Source organism: Bacteroides sp. (assembly GCF_030151085.1).
GTDB lineage: Bacteria > Bacteroidota > Bacteroidia > Bacteroidales > Bacteroidaceae > Bacteroides.
In genome coordinates, this window is sequence record NZ_JASLER010000078.1 from 115,171 (window position 1) to 133,366 (window position 18,196).

Sequence of the window (18,196 nt, forward strand, 5' to 3'; positions counted from 1 at the left end):
AGAAAAGTGATAAGTTCTAAAAGTAATTTCAATCGTAAATAGTAAATCGTCTAATCGTAAATATATTAATGAAAACCGTTTTTCTTTCTTCCGCCTATCTGGCACCTGTAGAATATTATACCAAACTGTTGGCATACGATAAAGTGTTCATTGAGCAACACGACCATTATATGAAGCAGACATACCGCAACCGATGTACCATTGCTGCACCGGATGGTGAACTGGCACTCTCTATCCCAACCGTCAAACCTGACACTCTAAAATGCCCCATGCGAGATATTCGTATCTCCGATCACGGCAACTGGCGGCACTTGCATTGGAATGCCATTGAGTCAGCCTATAACCATACGCCTTTCTTTGAGTATTACAAGGACGATTTCCGCCCGTTCTACGAAAAGAAATATGAGTTTTTAGTTGATTTCAATGAAGAACTCTGCCGGCTTATCTGCTCGCTTGTAGACATTCAACCGGATATGGCACGAACAACAGAATACCATATAGAGTTTGCTCCGGATGAAGTGGATTTCCGTGAACGCATTCACCCTAAGAAGGACTTCACTTTGGAAGATACGGAATTCTCACCACAGCCCTATTATCAGGTATTTCAGGAGAAGCTGGGCTTTCTGCCTAATCTGAGTATTATTGATTTACTGTTTAATATGGGACCGGAAAGTTTACTGGTATTGAATAAAAGTAATATATCTCTTTAAGTTCATTATTTACCAAATGCTTGTAAGAATTCCGCTAAGTTCTGCCCTTCTTCCAACCGCAGTTTCCGTCGCAGACGGTACCGTCCTATCTCCACTCCGCGTAGAGAGAGGTTCATCAATGGCGCAATCTCTTTGGAAAGCAAATCCATTGTAATATAAGCACAAAGCTGCTTTTCTTTATTGTTGAGTTCTGGATACGCCTCCTCCAGTTTCCTGAAGAAATTGTGGTGCACAGAGTCAAAAGTATTCTGAAATGCCTGCAAGCCGTCGTCATGCTCAAGATTCGTATCAATCTTTCCAAGCAGACGGAGTGTCTTGCGACGAAGAGAGACCAAGCTATCTTCACTGATGGAATGAGAGATGCCCAGCACTTCTTTCCTTATATCCAGCAACATCTCATTTTTCCGCACGATATTCAGTGTGCTCTGCACCAATTCGGCCGACTTATGCCGTAGTTCGGCCTGCAAGTTTTCGGCCTGCAACGAATCTATCTTCTGATCCTGCAAATCCCGTTCCTGCTTGAATTCCTGCTCCCTGTGATAAAGTTCCAGTTCCTGCTGCATCAGCAGGCGCTTACGAGCGGCAGCTACACGATAATAGATATAGTAAATCAATAGGCAGGCCGTCGCTACATAAACAAGGTAACTCCACCATGTGCGATACCAGGGTGGCAAAACTTCGAAAGAAAAACTCGTAATTACGGGTTGTCGCTCATTGTCCGCTAATAATTTCACACTAAATACATACTTCCCCTCGCGCAGCCCGGTAAATTCCTTGACATTATTCTCATTATATTCACTCCACTTGCCTTCTTCATTGCCACGACTCAACTTATAGGCATACAAGGTGGCCTGTGAACGATTATAATTACCGGCACTGTACTCTATGCGGAGTGAATTACTGGAATAGGGAATTACCAAGGGTATATCGTCATAGACGTAACTACGTCCATAGACCAGAGAATCCCGCTGTCCAGTCAGATACACCTTTCTTATTTGCAGAGTAATCGGAACTTGCGGTTTACGCAGGCGGTCAATATCTATCAAAGAAAAACCTTCTTCCGTACCCACTATCACCTGGCCACGATTACAAAAGTGAACATCTTCGAAGTTCTCTATCAGTGAACCGCGCAGAAAGGTTTCGTTCAAATATCGGTGATATCCTTTGACGGAAGCATCATAGCGCAACAGTTTCAACGAACCGTTAACCACATACCAGATGTTTTGCAATGAATCTACTGTCAGGTAGGTATAAGCTGTTTTCCCGTCCATTAGTTTCTCCAGTTCGAGATGCTCTTCCAAGCTGTCGCGCAGATGATTATAACGCCATATACCATAATGAGAGGCCACCACCACCTCATTATCTATCAGTGCCGGACAAGCATCGTAGCCTGAAGGGAAATTTTTCTGATTGTAGTAACGGGCTTTGATAACTTCTTTCAAATCGGTAGAAAGCGTAAGACGGCAGACGCCATCTTCCTTGTTTGCTACCCATAAATTCGTGGCATCCTCCATCAGCATTTCCTTGCAGGAGTGGTTAAAGCCCTTCAATGTCGCTTCATATACCCACATTGTACCTTGCTTTCTAAGAAGGAACAAACTGCCGTATGTTCCTCCTATCAATATATCCGTACGTCCTGGCACTTGCACAATGCCCCATACCCCCCGAGGTTTATCTATATGCTGCACTATCCGGTTGCCTTCCATAATAAAAATGCCGTTGTCCGAACAGCAGAACAATTTGCCATCCATCTCATGAAGCGACCATACCTGACCGCTTGTACCCGGTATGAACTCCGTAGCTTCCATTCCATTAAGACGGGCAGGTACGGCTGTACTGTACAAACCTTGATTGGTGCCTAAATAAAACTTCCCTTGATAACAAAAAGAAGCATAACCTGCCCCTACTACCGCTCTACCACCATAGAGTGAAGCAAGGCGTGCATTCAGACGGATACAGTCGATACCATTATCTAAGCCAAGCCACAACTGCCCTTCCCGGTCAAAAGTCATACTCAGTACTGTTTTGTCCTGCAAGCCATTTCCGGTAGAGATGATTTCGGTTTCCCCTGTCTTCAAGTTCAGCAAACATACTCCGTTCTGTATACTACCCAGTGCCAGAAGTGAGTCTTTCAGTGCGGCACAAAAGATCTTTCCTTTCCGACAAAAATCATCGGCAGCCGTTGCGTACTTTTTTATATTGCTCCCGTCGTACAAAAACAATCCATTCTCGCGGCTCACCAGCAGAATATCATTTCCGTAAAGCAACATTCCACCTTCTTTTACCAGCGCACCCATCTCAGGAGAAGTTGCCAACAACCTGAATTCTTTCCCGTTTAACTGCATTAATCCTGCGGAAGAAACTGTATAGAACCGATTTCTTACTATCAGGGAAGACTGAATTTCCGACGGATGTTTTACTTTCTCCAACCTACCTCCCTCTAAATAGAAGAAGTTGGCGTCGGATTGAAAATAAATCCGGTCTTTATCTTCCAGAATATTCCAAATGATACCCACGTTGCTTTGTGGTGGAAGGCTATCCGAAAGACAAGTATAGTCCAGTCCTCCCAAGCGGTTGGGGGTAAAATAGCCGAATTGCCCCATTCCACCGATATAAATCCGCCCGTCATGCCCTACTTTTACGGCTCTCGTCTTCGCGTTGCGGATGGGATAAGTGTTCCACTCCACGCCGTCGAATTCCAACAAACCTTTATTATTCGCCACATACATCCAGCCATTGTCATGCTGCTGAATGCTCCAATTTTGTGTACCGGCTTTATAAATATGTCGGGTGTAGTTTGTCACAGGACGCTGCCAGCCCGCCCTCAACGGAGCACATAGCAACAGTAAGAAAAGAAAAATAAAGGAGAACTCTTTGTTCATAGTGGCTAACGTTCATGTATTTGATAAAACAAAGATAACACTTTTCTAAAATATAGCATTGATGTAATGGCAGTAAATAACAACCTAGTATACAAATTGGCACTTTGCTAAGTTTACATATAGTACTACACTAATAATCAACAAGATAAAAAACGAAAAAGAAAGTCAGAAGAAAGTCAAAACAAGCCTTTGAGAAAGTTTTGAGGTAGCTTAACACCAACATTGAATATTAAATACAGCTACTTTCGCCTCCGCTTAAACGCACTAATTTTATTAATTAATTAAATCTACGTATTATGAGAAAAGAGATTTTTTCTTGGAAGCTGATACAGCTGTTTTCTTTTTGCTGTATGCTTTTCCTCTCTGATTTAGGGGCATTCGCCCAAAACGGCATTACCGTCAAAGGTAATGTGCAAGATGCCAACAACAAAGAGCCTTTGATTGGCGTCACAATTCATGAGAAAGGAACTACCAACGGAATTATTACCGATATCGATGGTAACTTCACGCTGAAAGTTAATCCGAATGCTACCGTACAGATTTCTTATGTGGGCTACGTCACTCAGGAAATCCCAGCACAAAAGTTAAATGGAACTATTTTGATGAAAGAAGATAGTAAGACTTTGGACGAAGTAGTCGTAGTAGGTTTTGGTACGCAGAAGAAAGTAAACCTGACCGGTTCCGTAGCTACTGCCTCAGCCAAGGATCTCGAAGCACGCCCGGTGAGCAATGCCGTACAAGCCTTACAAGGTGTCATCCCCGGTTTGAATATCAGCAACAGCGGACACGGCGGTGAGCTGAATGCCACCAAGAACATCAACATCCGTGGTAATGGTACTGTGGGTAAGAACTCCAACAATGAAGATTATGCCAACGGCTCTCCGCTTATCCTGATTGACGGTATGGAAGGTGACTTAAACACAGTCAATCCGCAGGATATCGAAAGCATTTCTGTATTGAAGGACGCTGCCGCTTCTTCTATTTACGGTTCACGCGCACCGTTCGGTGTAGTACTGGTAACGACAAAAGCCGGTAAACAAGGCCGCCCCGTTATCAACTACAATAACAGTTTCCGTTTCAACTCACCCGTAAAGATGCCGGAAATGATGAACTCCTGGGAGTTCGTTAACTTTTTTGACGATGCCCAGTTCAACAAGAATAATTCTCACCTCTTTGAACAATGGCAGATAGATAATGTAAAGAACTATCTGGACGGAAAGATGGACCCCAACGACGTGGCTAAAGCACAAGCCAACGGTAAATGGGATTATGACCATACCTGGGCCAATGTAGACTGGTTGAAAGAGTACTACAAAGACGATTCTTTCGCACAAGAACACAATGCCAGTATCAGTGGAGGAACCGAGAAATTCACCTACTACATGTCCGGCAATATTCTCAGTCAAAATGGTTTCCTACGCTACGGCACAGAGCATAACAAACGCTACAATCTGACAGGAAAGATTTCTGCACAAATCACGGACTATGTGAAGCTGGACTACTCCAGCCGCTACACACGTACCGAATACGATCGACCAAGTGTATTGTGGAATGACTTCTACAATAATGTACAGCGTCGTTGCCGCCCGGTACGTCCATTATACGACCCTAACGGATATTATATGTCCGATATCAACTACATCGAAGCTTTGCAGAACGGTGGTCGCCAGAATGAAATCAGTGAAGGACTGTCACAGCAACTTCGCGTCACCGTCAGTCCCTTGAAGAACTGGAATATCATCGGAGAATTCAACTTCAAGAGTAACAACGATTGGATGCACTACGACCACAAAGTAATCTACTCGCACATGGCAAACGATCCGGAAAAGACATACGCCGCCACCATGACAGGACCGAGTGAAAACAAAGTATATGAAAAAGCTTACAAGTCGCTTTTCCTGAATCCAAACATCTACTCCAACTACAACATCACACTAGGCAAACATAACATTGCCGCTACGGCCGGTATGCAGATAGAGCAGCAAAAGTACCGTAACGTTGCCGCACAACGCGCCGACATGATTTCTCTGGACCAGCCGGTACTGGATCTGACTACCAGTAGCAAATCCTATGGCATTGAAGGTGACTTGCAGGAATGGGCAAACGTGGGCTTCTTCGGACGCGTCAACTACGACTTCGATGGACGTTATCTGGTAGAAGGCAACCTCCGCTACGACGGGTCTTCACGCTTCCGCCGCGACAACCGCTGGACGCTATCTCCCTCCTTCTCTTTAGGATGGAACATTGCCCGCGAAGCCTTTTGGGAACCTCTTGCTGACAAAATCTCAACTTTAAAGCTTCGTGCCTCTTACGGTACACTCGCTAATGCCAACATCTATAACCTCTATCCAAGCTACCAAACCCTGACGGTAACAGCTTCCAACGGTGGATGGCCTCTCAACAACGCAAAGCCCAACACAGCACAAGCACCCAAATTAGTAACCTCCAGCCTAACCTGGGAAAAGATAAAGAACACCAATATCGGTATAGATGTGGCCGCCCTCAACAACCGTCTGACAGGATCATTCGATTACTTCGTACGCAAAACCGAAGACATGATGGGTCCGGGTGTTGAACTACCTGCTACTCTAGGTACCGACGTACCCGCTACAAACAACACTGACATGAAGACTTACGGTTGGGAACTCCAGATTGGTTGGCGTGACCAGATCGGTGGTTTCAAGTATGGAGCCAGATTGAGCCTCTCCGATTCACAAAGCAAAATTCTGCGCTACGGTAACCCCACCGGAAGCCTCTCCAAATATATAGAAGGCGAGCTTATCGGAAATATCTATGGATACACCACTATCGGCATAGCCAAAACAGATGAGGAAATGCAACAACACCTCGCTTCCTTACCCAAAGGCGGACAAGACGCACTGGGCAATCAGTGGGCAGCCGGCGACATCATGTATGCCGACCTCAACGGTGACGGCAAGATAAACAACGGTAGCTACACCATTGGCGATATGGGTGACATGAAGAAGATAGGTAACGACACTCCACGCTTCATGACCGGTATCAATCTAGACGCCTCTTACAAAGGATGGGATTTGCAAATGTTCTGGCAAGGCGTACTGAAGCGTGACTGGTGGGCAGGTGACACGAACATGTCTTTTTGGGGTGTAACGGACGGTGAATGGTGGTCCACTTCTTTCAAAGATCACCTCGATTACTTCCGTACCTCGGACCATCCGCTTGGCGAAAACCTGAATGCCTACTATCCGCGTCCTATCTTCAACACGAAGAACAACAAATGCCAGACCCGCTACTTACAGAGCGCTGCTTATATGCGTCTAAAGAATATCCAAGTAGGTTATACCTTCCCCAAAGTATGGGTCAACAAGATTATGTTGCAAAACCTGCGTGTATTTGTCTCCGGCGAAAACCTGCTGACTATTACCAGCCTCAGCGACACAATGGACCCCGAAACTTGCGGAGCGGGCTGGCAAAGCAACTCCCAAGCCAACGGGACCGTATATCCGCTCTCCAAGACCATATCGTTCGGTTTAAGTGTAAACTTCTAAATAATAAATCAGAATATGAAAACAATGATATACAAGAATATAATAAAAAGCCTGCTGATAGGATGTACCCTGCTGGCAGCAACCGGTTGTGACGACTATTTAGACATCACCCCTCCCTCCAATGTATCCCCTGAAGGATACTTGATAGAAGAAAATCAACTGGCAGCCTATACCATCAAATATTATACGGATAATTTCCCTTCATTGAACAATCTGTATGGCGCAGATATGGCTACAGACAATGCTACCACACGCAGCAGCGAGAACCGCTTCCTCATCGGCGAATGGAAAGTTGGTGCAAGTGGCGGAGATTGGGACTTCAAACGTATCTATGAGATGAACTACTTCATCAACAATGCCGAGAAGAACCTGGAAGCGGGTATCATCAAGGGTGATGCCACCAACATCAAGCATTATATCGGTGAAGGTTACTTCATCCGTGCTTATCAATATTTCTACCGATTGCGCAAATTGGGTGACTTCCCCATTATAAAAGAAGTACTACCCGATAATCAGGAAGTGTTGACCGAAGCCTCTCAACGTCGTCCACGCAACGAAGTGGCACGCTTCATCCTCCAAGACCTTGACCAAGCCATCGCCTACCTGACTAACAACCCTGACGGCGGTAAGGCTCGTATCACCCGGAATGCAGCGCTTGTACTGAAGGCTCGTGTAGCCCTATTCGAAGCCACTTGGGAAAAGTATCATGCCGGTACAGCCCTTGTACCCAACGGTGCCGGATGGCCGGGAGCGGAAAAGGATTACAACAAAGGTTACCAATTCCCCAGCGGAAGTGCTGAGAAAGAAGTGGAATTCTTCCTCGACCAAGCCATCAATGCCTCCCAGCAAGTGGCTGATGCCGTAAAGTTGACACCCAACAGTAGTTCCATTCAGCAAAGTGCCAGTGAACCTGCCAACGATTACTATGATATGTTTGCCAGTCAGAATCCCGAAGGATACTCTGAAGTATTGATGTATCGCCCCTATAATCGTGACTTAAGCATAGGTACAGACTATAATCATCATATCTATTATGGTTATGCCCGTGGTTATACGCACCAAATGGAACAGTCTTTCCTTATGAAGAACGGGCTACCCGTATATGCAACAGGAAGCGGCTATGCAGGTGACGACTATATCGGTGATACCAAGACCGACAGGGATGACCGCTGGCGTCTCTTCATGAAAGCACCGGGTGAAGTGAAGACATTTATCAATAGTCCTTCTCCTGAATACTTCTCCAAGACTCCGGAGATTTACTCGAATGATGTGAAATACTCCACCGCTACCGGTTATCTAATAGGTAAAGGCTACTCCCACGACTTAAAAGATCAGGACTTAAATAAGGATCAAACTGCCGCCATCATGTTCCGTGCAGCCGAAGCCTACCTTACCTATATAGAAGCTTACTACGAGAAAAACCACAAACTGGATGCCAACGCAGACAAATACTGGCGCGCCCTCCGCACTCGTGCAGGTATTGATCCTGACTATAACAAGACTATTGCCGCTACCAATATGGAGAAAGAAGCTCTCTATGACTGGGGTACTTACTCTGCCGGCAAGTTGCTTACGGATAAGACTCTGTTCAACATCCGTCGCGAACGCCGTGACGAGTTTGTAGGCGAAGGTTATCGCTACGACGACCTCCTTCGCTGGCGAGCTATGGATCAACTGAATGGTTTCCAAATAGAAGGTATCAAGTTATGGGGTCCCATGAAGGAAGATTACAAGGCAGCCGGATTGGATAGTAAACTTATCTATGGCAAAGGTGACAAAGAAAATACTATCTCTTCACCGGAACTAAGTGTGTATCTACGTCCTTATCAAGTCACTACAACCGGACTTTATTATAAAGGACTCTTCTTTTGCCAGGCACATTATTTGTCACCAATTGCCCAAAGCCACTTCCTCATTACTTCTTCGGATGGCGAGGCGGTAAGCACATCCCCCATTTATCAAAATCCGGGATGGCCGATCAAAGCAAATGAAGCCGCCGAAAGATAAATTATATTTCATATATTGTAAAATATAAAGTTTTATGATTGCTTAAAAGAGTGGGAAGTATATCCGCTTCCTGCTCTTTACTTTAGCAATAACAGCAGATATTCACTCTGCACACTGAGATATTCAATTAGGTATAAAGTTTTTATTCAAATAGCAAGAAAGTACTAATGTAGTTAAAAACAGTTATACAGAAAACATTGATGTATGCCGACAGCATTAACTGTTACCCTATATTTTTAACTTTGCCTTGCATTAATCAAATTATGACCCTTATCACCATGAAAAGACAAACACACACCAACAAGCACCAGACAAGTATATGGACAGTGCTCACTACGTTTTTTCTGTTTTTTTCGTCCTTCGCTACGGCCCAGCGCGAAACCCATAGTATCAACGACAGTTGGAAATTCCTGAAAGGCGAATGTACCGCCGCCTCAGACAGCGCCTTCAATGACAGCAAATGGACCTCCATCCATCTGCCTCATACCTGGAATACCGACTCCTACACAGAAAAAGACTATTATCGCGGAACAGCTTGGTATCGCAGACAAATCACCCTGCCGCAAAGCTGGAAAGAGAAACAAATCTTTCTGAGGTTGGATGCTGCCAGCAAAGCCGCTACGATTTACATCAATGGCAAGAATATCGGCGAGCACGCCGGTGGATATACTGCCTGCACATTTAATATTACCTCCTTCCTTACCTCAGATAAGCCTAACACACTCGCTATTCGTGTAGACAATGCCCGCCAGGATATCCCCCCTATTTCCGGAGACTTTACTTTCTTCGGTGGCATTTACCGGGATGTATGGCTTACAGCAGTACCCACCCAGCATTTCAACCTGACAAACCTCGGTTCGGATGGTATTTTTATCAGTACCCCACAAGTATCAGAGGAGCAAGCCACTATATCCATTCGTGGTGAAATAAAGAACGAGGCACGTGGAAAGGCTACCCTCGAACTAATACACTCCATTTACAAACCGGATGGCACCCTACTGCAAACTCAAAAGAAAAGCCTGCAACTGAAACCGGGGGAAACATACGCCTTTCACAATGAAACATCTCCTATACTCCAACCGCAATTGTGGACACCGGAAACTCCGAGTCTCTACCGGGTGGAGACTACTCTGCAAGACAAGAAAACAAAAGCCATTCTGGATCAAAGCAACCACCACACAGGCTTTCGTTGGTTCCGCTTTGATGGCAAGTCAGGTTTCTTCCTGAACGGTAAACCCTATAAATTGCACGGCATCTGCCGTCACCAAGACCAAAAGCCTATCGGTGTAGCCTTGACGGACGAAATGCACCGCCGGGATATGAAACTGATGAAAGAGATGGGTGCCAACTTCATCCGCATCTCCCACTACCCGCAAGACGATGCTTTATTGGAAATGTGCGACAAACTCGGCATGCTGGCATGGGAAGAAATTCCCATCATCGACATTGTACCCGAAACATCGGGCTATGGAGATAATTGCGAACGTAACCTGCGGGAGATGATTCGCCAACATTATAACCATCCATCCATCATTGCGTGGGGATATATGAATGAGATACTACTCGTCACCCAACGCACTTATAAAACCGAAGCAGAACTTAAACCTGCCATTGAGCGTACGTTGGAGCTTGCACGCAGACTGGAGAATGTATTGAAAGAAGAAGATACTACCCGTGTTAGTACGATGGCATTCCACGGTAGCAATAGTTACAACCAGACCGGAATCAGTAAGATTACTGATATTGTAGGATGGAATTTATATCAAGGATGGTATGGTGGTGACCTCACCGGATTTGAGAAATTCTTAGAGGAACAACACCGCGACTACCCCACTCATCCGATGATTGTCAGCGAATACGGTGCAGGTTCCGACAAACGATTGCATTCGCTCACTCCCCATGCCTTTGATTTCAGTATTGAATACCAGCAGAAGTACCTGGAACACTACCTGCCCGTAATAGAAGAGACTCCTTACATCTGTGGTGGTACGCATTGGAACTTTATTGATTTCGGCTCTGCTTTACGCGATGAGTCTATGCCTCGCATCAATAATAAAGGGCTTGTCTATGCTGATCGTACACCTAAAGATGTGTACTATTACTATCAGGCAGCTTGGCGCAAAGACATCCCGGTTCTACACATTGCCAGTCGTGACTGGACATACCGTAGCGGTATACAAAAAGGGAATGCTCCAGTAGTACTTCCCGTCAAAGTATACTCGAATCTTCGTGAAGTAGAGCTATTTATAGATGGAAACTCATTGGGTAAGAAGAGGGTTGAAAACTATACCGCGACCTTCGAAGTTCCATTCAGTAGCAAAGAACCGTTCCTATTCGCACAAGGAGAATATCAAAAGAAGGCTTTCTGCGCACAAGAGGACTTTCAAGGGACATGGGTACAAGATGGCTTGAAAGTACACTTCACTCCTATTCCAGCCCACTTGGATGCAGTGAATCTGAAAGATCTGGAACTTGCCATAAACGTAGGCAGTGAATGTTTCTTCACTTCCGACGAAAGCGGATTGACCTGGCTTCCCGACCAGCCTTATACCACAGGTAGTTGGGGCTATATCGGCGGAAAAGAACAAGATACCAAGACCGAAATCCATAACACTGCCGATGGCCCGCTGTTCCAAACCCTTCGCAATGATATAGAAGGATATCGCTTCGATGTCCCCAAAGGGGTGTACGAGATAGAGCTACTCTTTACAGATATATTTCGCCAGAATGCCACAGCAGCCTACTTACTGGATCGTAACGGACAACAAGAGAATCGGGAAAATGCTTTCAGCATCTCGGTAAACGGAAAGGTGCTTGAAGAATCGATCTCTCCTTGCAAAGAAAGCAGCTACTTCCATGCCTTGCGGAAGAAATACTATATCACAAACGAACAGGATTATCTGGATATCCGCTTCCACGCTGCAAGCGGAACATGCTTCCTGAACGGTATAAAACTCCGGAATATTTACTAACTAATAATACAAAAGCCATGAAACTGAAAGTAGTACAATGGACACTTGCCTTGTTGCTCCTGACACCTTGCACACAAGCGCAATCCATTTGGAACCCAACACATCTCGCAAACGTAAAACAATCCATTCACGAACCCTTTTATGCTACTGCCTACGAAGGACTGAAGGCGGAAGCCGACAAACTGCTGGATGTCCAGCCTCTTTCCGTCATGATGAAAGAGAAGACCCCGGCTAGCGGTGACAAGCACGACTATATGAGTCAAGCCCGCTACTACTGGCCCGATCCTTCGAAACCCGACGGACTGCCTTACATCAGTCGTGATGGAGAATCGAACCCCGAACTGAACAAACTGGATCGTAACCGCTTGGGAGCAACCGCCAACCGTGTCACCACCCTTGCCCTGGCATGGTACTTCAGCGGAGAAGAGAAGTATGCCCAAAAAGCTACGGAGCTTATCCGTACATGGTTCTTCAACAAAGACACACGCATGAATCCCAATTTGGAATATGCCCAGATGATACCCGGTCACAATGGTGGTAAAGGCAGATGCTACGGTGTACTGGATAGCTATTCTTTTGTAGAAATGCTGGATGCAGTAAAGCTTTTGGAAACATCCAAGTCCTTCACCACCAAAGATGCCAAGGAACTGAAAGCATGGTTCGGCAAGTTACTGAACTGGATACTGACCAGTCCCCAAGGACAGGAGGAATCCCGACAAGCCAATAACCACAGCACCGCCTACGATGCACAGGTGATAGCTATCGCCCTCTACACAGGCAACCTGAAAGTAGCCCGCGAAGTAATAAACTCGGTACCCGCCAAGCGTATCTTCACTCAGATTGAACCGGACGGCAGCCAGCCACAAGAGTTGCGTCGTACCCTTGCCTTCGGATATTCGCAATATAACCTGACACATCTGCTCGACATCTTCTGTATGGCACAGAAGATAGATCTCAAGATTGACGATGCTACCTCCGCCGACGGTCGTAACTTCTATAAAGCAATGGACTTCCTCGCCGCCTATGTAGGGAAAGATGTAAAAGACTGGCCCTACCAACAAATCAGCGAATGGGATTACAAGCAGCAAGAGTTCTGCAAAGACCTCTATCGTACCAGCTTGCTGAACCCTACACGGAAAGATTACCTTCGTCTTGCCCAAGCACACCGCATCATTGATTGGGCGGACCGCTTCAATCTGTTATACGTCCAGCCTACCGAAGTAGACAATGCCTACGCCTTTGCAGCAGGACAATTAGAATTTGCCATGCAGTGCGCCGACAAAGCACGGAAAGAAGAAGCCAATGCCGCCAAGCGTCGCGTGGAGCCGCGCAGCATCAACAAGGACGGTTCGCTTGCTATGATCCATCCCCACGACTGGTGTTCGGGATTCTTCCCCGGTTCGCTATGGCAGATGTATGCTTACACACACGACGATTTCTGGCGCCAGTCTGCCATCAGTTGGACGTGGCCCATCGAAGAAGCCAAATGGCACAAAGGTACACATGACTTGGGCTTTATGATATACGATAGCTTCGGCAAGGCTTACGAATTGACCGGAGAACGTTCTTACAAAGACGTAGTGTTACAAAGTGCCAAAACCTTGATTACCCGTTACAATCCCAAAGTAAAATCCATCCGTTCCTGGGACCACAACCGTGACAAATGGATATACCCCGTTATTATTGATAATATGATGAACCTGGAAATGCTATTCCGTGCCACGCAACTCACAGGTGATTCTATCTATTGGAAGGTAGCCGTAAATCATGCCAATACCACTTTGAAGAACCACTTCCGTCCGGATTACTCTTCGTACCACGTAATAGATTACGATCCTCAAACAGGAGAAGTTCGCAAAAAACAGACGGCCCAAGGTTATTCCGATGATTCTTTCTGGAGCCGTGGACAAGCCTGGGGATTATACGGATACACTATGAGTTACCGTTTCACCAAAGACCCCGCTTACTTGAAACAAGCCGAAGGCATCGCCGACTTCTTCCTCAACCTGCCCAACATGCCCGAAGACCTCGTGCCTTACTGGGACATGAAAGCTCCTGAGGTAGATGGTTTGAAGACTCATGTTGCCGTGCAAGAAGTCCCCCGTGACGCATCGGCTGCCGCCATCATCGCTTCCGGTCTTTATGAATTATGCAACTATGTATCCGCCGATAAAGGCAAGCAATATCGTACCATCGCCGACAAGATAATAACCAGCCTCAACGAGTACTATCAAGCCGCTCCGGGTACAGCCTACGGGTTCCTCTTGCTACACTCCACCGGACATTTCCCCGGAAACAGCGAGATTGATGTACCTCTGAACTATGCCGATTACTACTACCTTGAAGCGTTGGCACGCAAAGCAGCGTTAGACAACCGCTAAAGGCTGTTATCAGGGAAGTACATGTCCCTTTTCTTGCCATCGTGTTGGCAAAGCTTTGCCACCGTATTGGCAAGACTTTGCCAACAGCTTGGCAAGGTCTTGCCAACTTGATGGCAATAACTCAATCTCTAGTACTTCATTTCCGTAACTTATAGAATCAATCTTACCCCATCACTTACATGAAAACCACAAGAATACTATCCGGTCTGTTGCTTCTCTGTTTACCCATTGCACAAACCTATGCCCTCGTCCCTACCGACCACAAACAGCGGCTTACGCAGCAATGGGAGTTTATCCGTCAGGATATGGGAAGCATTTGGGAAGTGATGCGCCCCGTGCCCGGCTTTGGAAAGCCCGAAGCCGTACCACTTTGGCAGATAGTAGACCTGCCCCATTGCTTCAATGCTGAAGATGCCGTTGACCCGGATGTAAACTACTACCAGGGACCCGGCTGGTATCGAACTTCACTCTCCATAGACAATCCATATCAGGACGGACGCACTTACCTTGAATTTGAAGGTGCAGGGCAAAAGACCGAAGTATATGTCTATACCACCAAAGTAGCATCTCACGTCGGCGGCTACGACGAATGGAAAGCTGATATTACAGATGCCGTAGTACAATTCCGTTCAAATCCGGCTCTTGTGAAACGCTTCAGCGGAAAGATTCCTATTGCCATCCGTTGCGATAATAGTCGTGACACAGAGATGATTCCTTCGGATATGTCGGACTTCAATCTGTACGGAGGTCTTTATCGTTATGTCAATCTGGTATATGTACCTGCCACACACTTCTCCGCCATACAGATCGATACCGACACTGACGAAAAAGGCAAACAAGGAACGGTAAACATACAGTTATCCATTGCTTCTCCTTCGGCAACGACTATACTTGATACGAAAGGAGCAGTTGACTTAAAGATACGAATACTCGCTCCGGACGGCAAAGAAATAAAATCGGAAACCATCAATAGCAGGTCTCTCACTCTCACTTTGAAGCGTCCGCAACTTTGGTCACCCGCCTCTCCCAACCTATACACTTGTATAGCCGAGCTTATCTGTAAAGGAGACACCTTACGCACTACCGAGCGCTTCGGTTTCCGCCACTTCCGTTTCGAAGAGAAAGGGCCTTTCTATCTGAACGGCGAGCGTCTGCTACTCCGTGGTACCCATCGCCATGAAGATCATGCCGGTGTAGCTGCTGCTCTAACCGAAGAGATGATGCGCAAGGAAATGGAACAAATCAAAGCTATGGGTGCCAACTTTATCCGTCTGGGACATTACCAGCAATCGAGCATTATCCTGCGCCTTTGCGATGAATTAGGACTCCTCGTTTGGGAAGAAATCCCTTGGTGCCGCGGAGGATTGAGTGGTGAAACTTATAAGTCGCAAGCCCGCCGCATGCTTACCAATATGATCGGTCAGCACCGCAACCATCCTTCTATTATTCTTTGGGGACTAGGCAACGAGAATGACTGGCCGGGTGACTTCGATACCTTCAACCAAGACAGTATACGAAGCTTCATGAGCGAATTAAACGTTCTTGCTCATCAGCTCGATTCCTCCCGCTCCACCGTTATCCGCCGTTGCGACTTCTGCAAAGACATCGTAGACGTATATTCTCCCACCATCTGGGCAGGCTGGTATGGTCGCCGTTTTCGAAACTACCGTGAAATGGAAACAGCCGGAATGAACAGTACTCCCCGTTTCCTGCACGCCGAATGGGGAGGTGACAGCCACGCCGGACGACATGCCGAGGAGCAGGATCTCATCATAAACAACGAAAAACGTTCTTCCTTCGACATCGAAACCGCCGACCGCAACGGAGATTGGAGTGAAAGTTATATCGTCCGCCTCTTCGACTGGCATCTGAAGGAGCAAGAAACCATGCCTCAACTTACAGGAAGTCTCTTTTGGACTTTCAAGGACTTCTCCACACCATTACGTCCGGAGAACCCCATCCCATACGTCAATCAAAAAGGAGTGGTGCAGCGCGACGGTACTCCGAAAGAGAGCTATTATGTCTTTCAATCTTATTGGAGTGATACACCGATGATACACATCTACGGACACACTTGGCCTGTTCGCTGGGGTAAGCCGGATGAACGGAAGGATATCCTTGTTTATTCCAACTGCCCCGAAGTAGAACTTTTCGTCAACGGTACTTCGCAAGGACGAAAGAAGCGCGATAGTCAAGACTTTCCGGCAGCAGGTCTACATTGGGATGTGGTACTACAAGAGGGTAATAACCAGATTGAAGCCATTGGCTATAGCGGTAAGCTACGCCTCAGCGACAAGATTGAACAAAGGTATCAAACACAGTCCTGGAGTACTCCGGCAGAGATTCGGCTGACACAAACCAGAGTCGACTCTAATACAGTACTTGTACAAGCAGAATTGGTTGATAAGGATGGTGTACGTTGCTTGGATGCCCAAGATTTTATAGAGTTCGGCAGCACGGATCACAAGGCCTTGCTACAAAACCAGGGAACTTCCCACGGATCACGCCGCATACAAGCTGCTAACGGATTGGCAAGTATCTGCATAAAGCGGGAATATGCACCGGTAACCATCAGTGCCTACGACAGCAAACGGACATTGAAGACAGCATTCATTTCCATCACTCAATAGCGGAATCAATATTAGGTAACTTTTATCGTATTTTGATAAGGAGTACCACAGATAATTCCGTATTTTTGCAGTATCGGAAGCTATATTTTGAACATAGATAAGGGTAGCACTCCGAAACAGTGTCTAAATATACAGAGTAACATACTAACAACATTAAATCATGAAGAACTTATTCGACATCAAAGGAAAAGTAATCGTCCTCACCGGCGGTTGCGGTATCTTAGGAAAGAGCCTTGCTCGTTATCTGGCAGAGCAAGGTGCAAAAATCGTAATTCTGGATCGTGTAGAAGAACTCGGCAAACAATTGGAAGCTGAACTCAATCAACTATCAGAAGCCTTGTTCCTGGTTACCGACGTAATGAACAAAGAGGTACTAGATGAAAACAAGAAAGCCATTCTCGAACGTTTCGGCACCATCGATGTACTGCTGAACGCTGCCGGAGGAAATATGCCGGGCGCCACCATCGCACCGGACAAAACTGTACTTGACCTCGATGTGGATGCTTTCAAGAAGGTAGTAGACCTCAACCTCTTTGGCACTATCCTGCCCACTATGGCATTTGTAGATGTAATGGCCAAGAACAAGAAAGGAGCTATCGTGAATTTCTGTTCCGAATCTGCTCTCCGTCCGCTGACCCGTGTCGTAGGTTATGGTTCTGCCAAAGCAGCCATCGCCAACTACACCCGCTATATGGCTACGGAACTGGCTACTAAGTTCAGCCCCGAACTGCGTGTAAATGCCATCGTTCCCGGCTTCTTGCTGACTAACCAGAATCGTGCGTTGCTCACCAATGAAGATGGTTCTTATACCGACCGCGCAAAAACCATCATCGCACATACTCCTTGCGGACGTTTCGCCGAGCCGGAAGAACTGTTCGGTACCATTCATTACCTGATAAGCGATGCTTCCAGCTTCGTAACTGGAGCTTTATCCGTAGTAGATGGCGGTTTCGACGCATTCTCCATCTAACCGGCGTAGCGCCGGAGCAAGGTTTCCTTGCGGCATAATATAAATCAAACAGAATCACTAAACATTATATATATGATCTTATGTGAACAAACCTGGCGTTGGTACGGTCCTAACGAC

General features: G+C 46.3%; 8 protein-coding genes. 7 read left to right on the top strand and 1 reads right to left on the bottom strand.

The genetic code is table 11. The annotated features are described in order from the left end of the window. Nucleotides 1-68 precede the first annotated feature (68 nt). Nucleotides 69-710, top strand: a complete 642-nt coding sequence (locus Q1W14_RS15615) for a WbqC family protein (protein ID WP_300703037.1) — start codon at nt 69-71, stop codon at nt 708-710. Between the two features lie 5 nt (nt 711-715). On the opposite strand, the gene Q1W14_RS15620 is transcribed toward Q1W14_RS15615, so the two are convergent. Continuing rightward, complete coding sequence (locus Q1W14_RS15620; protein ID WP_300703039.1) at nt 716-3,592, bottom strand: transcriptional regulator; 2,877 nt, start codon at nt 3,590-3,592, stop codon at nt 716-718. A gap of 296 nt (nt 3,593-3,888) precedes the next feature. Between Q1W14_RS15620 and Q1W14_RS15625 the strand changes: the two genes are divergently transcribed. From Q1W14_RS15625 to Q1W14_RS15650, 6 genes are all read left to right on the top strand, one after another. After that, complete coding sequence (locus tag Q1W14_RS15625) at nt 3,889-7,119, top strand: TonB-dependent receptor (RefSeq protein WP_300703042.1); 3,231 nt, start codon at nt 3,889-3,891, stop codon at nt 7,117-7,119. A 15-nt stretch (nt 7,120-7,134) separates the two neighbouring features. Further along, on the top strand, nt 7,135-9,126 hold the full coding sequence (locus Q1W14_RS15630) for a RagB/SusD family nutrient uptake outer membrane protein (protein ID WP_300703044.1): 1,992 nt from the start codon (nt 7,135-7,137) through the stop codon (nt 9,124-9,126). A gap of 278 nt (nt 9,127-9,404) precedes the next feature. Next, on the top strand, nt 9,405-12,098 hold the full coding sequence (locus Q1W14_RS15635) for a glycoside hydrolase family 2 TIM barrel-domain containing protein (RefSeq protein WP_300703047.1): 2,694 nt from the start codon (nt 9,405-9,407) through the stop codon (nt 12,096-12,098). Nucleotides 12,099-12,115: 17 nt separating this feature from the next. Continuing rightward, nucleotides 12,116-14,479, top strand: coding sequence for an alginate lyase family protein (locus Q1W14_RS15640; protein WP_300703049.1), 2,364 nt, complete (start codon nt 12,116-12,118; stop codon nt 14,477-14,479). Nucleotides 14,480-14,658: 179 nt separating this feature from the next. Next, on the top strand, nt 14,659-17,109 hold the full coding sequence (locus Q1W14_RS15645; protein ID WP_300703051.1) for a glycoside hydrolase family 2 TIM barrel-domain containing protein: 2,451 nt from the start codon (nt 14,659-14,661) through the stop codon (nt 17,107-17,109). Between the two features lie 160 nt (nt 17,110-17,269). Further along, a complete protein-coding gene (locus Q1W14_RS15650; protein ID WP_300703054.1) occupies nt 17,270-18,079 on the top strand; it encodes an SDR family oxidoreductase in 810 nt (269 codons plus the stop codon). Nucleotides 18,080-18,196 lie beyond the last annotated feature (117 nt).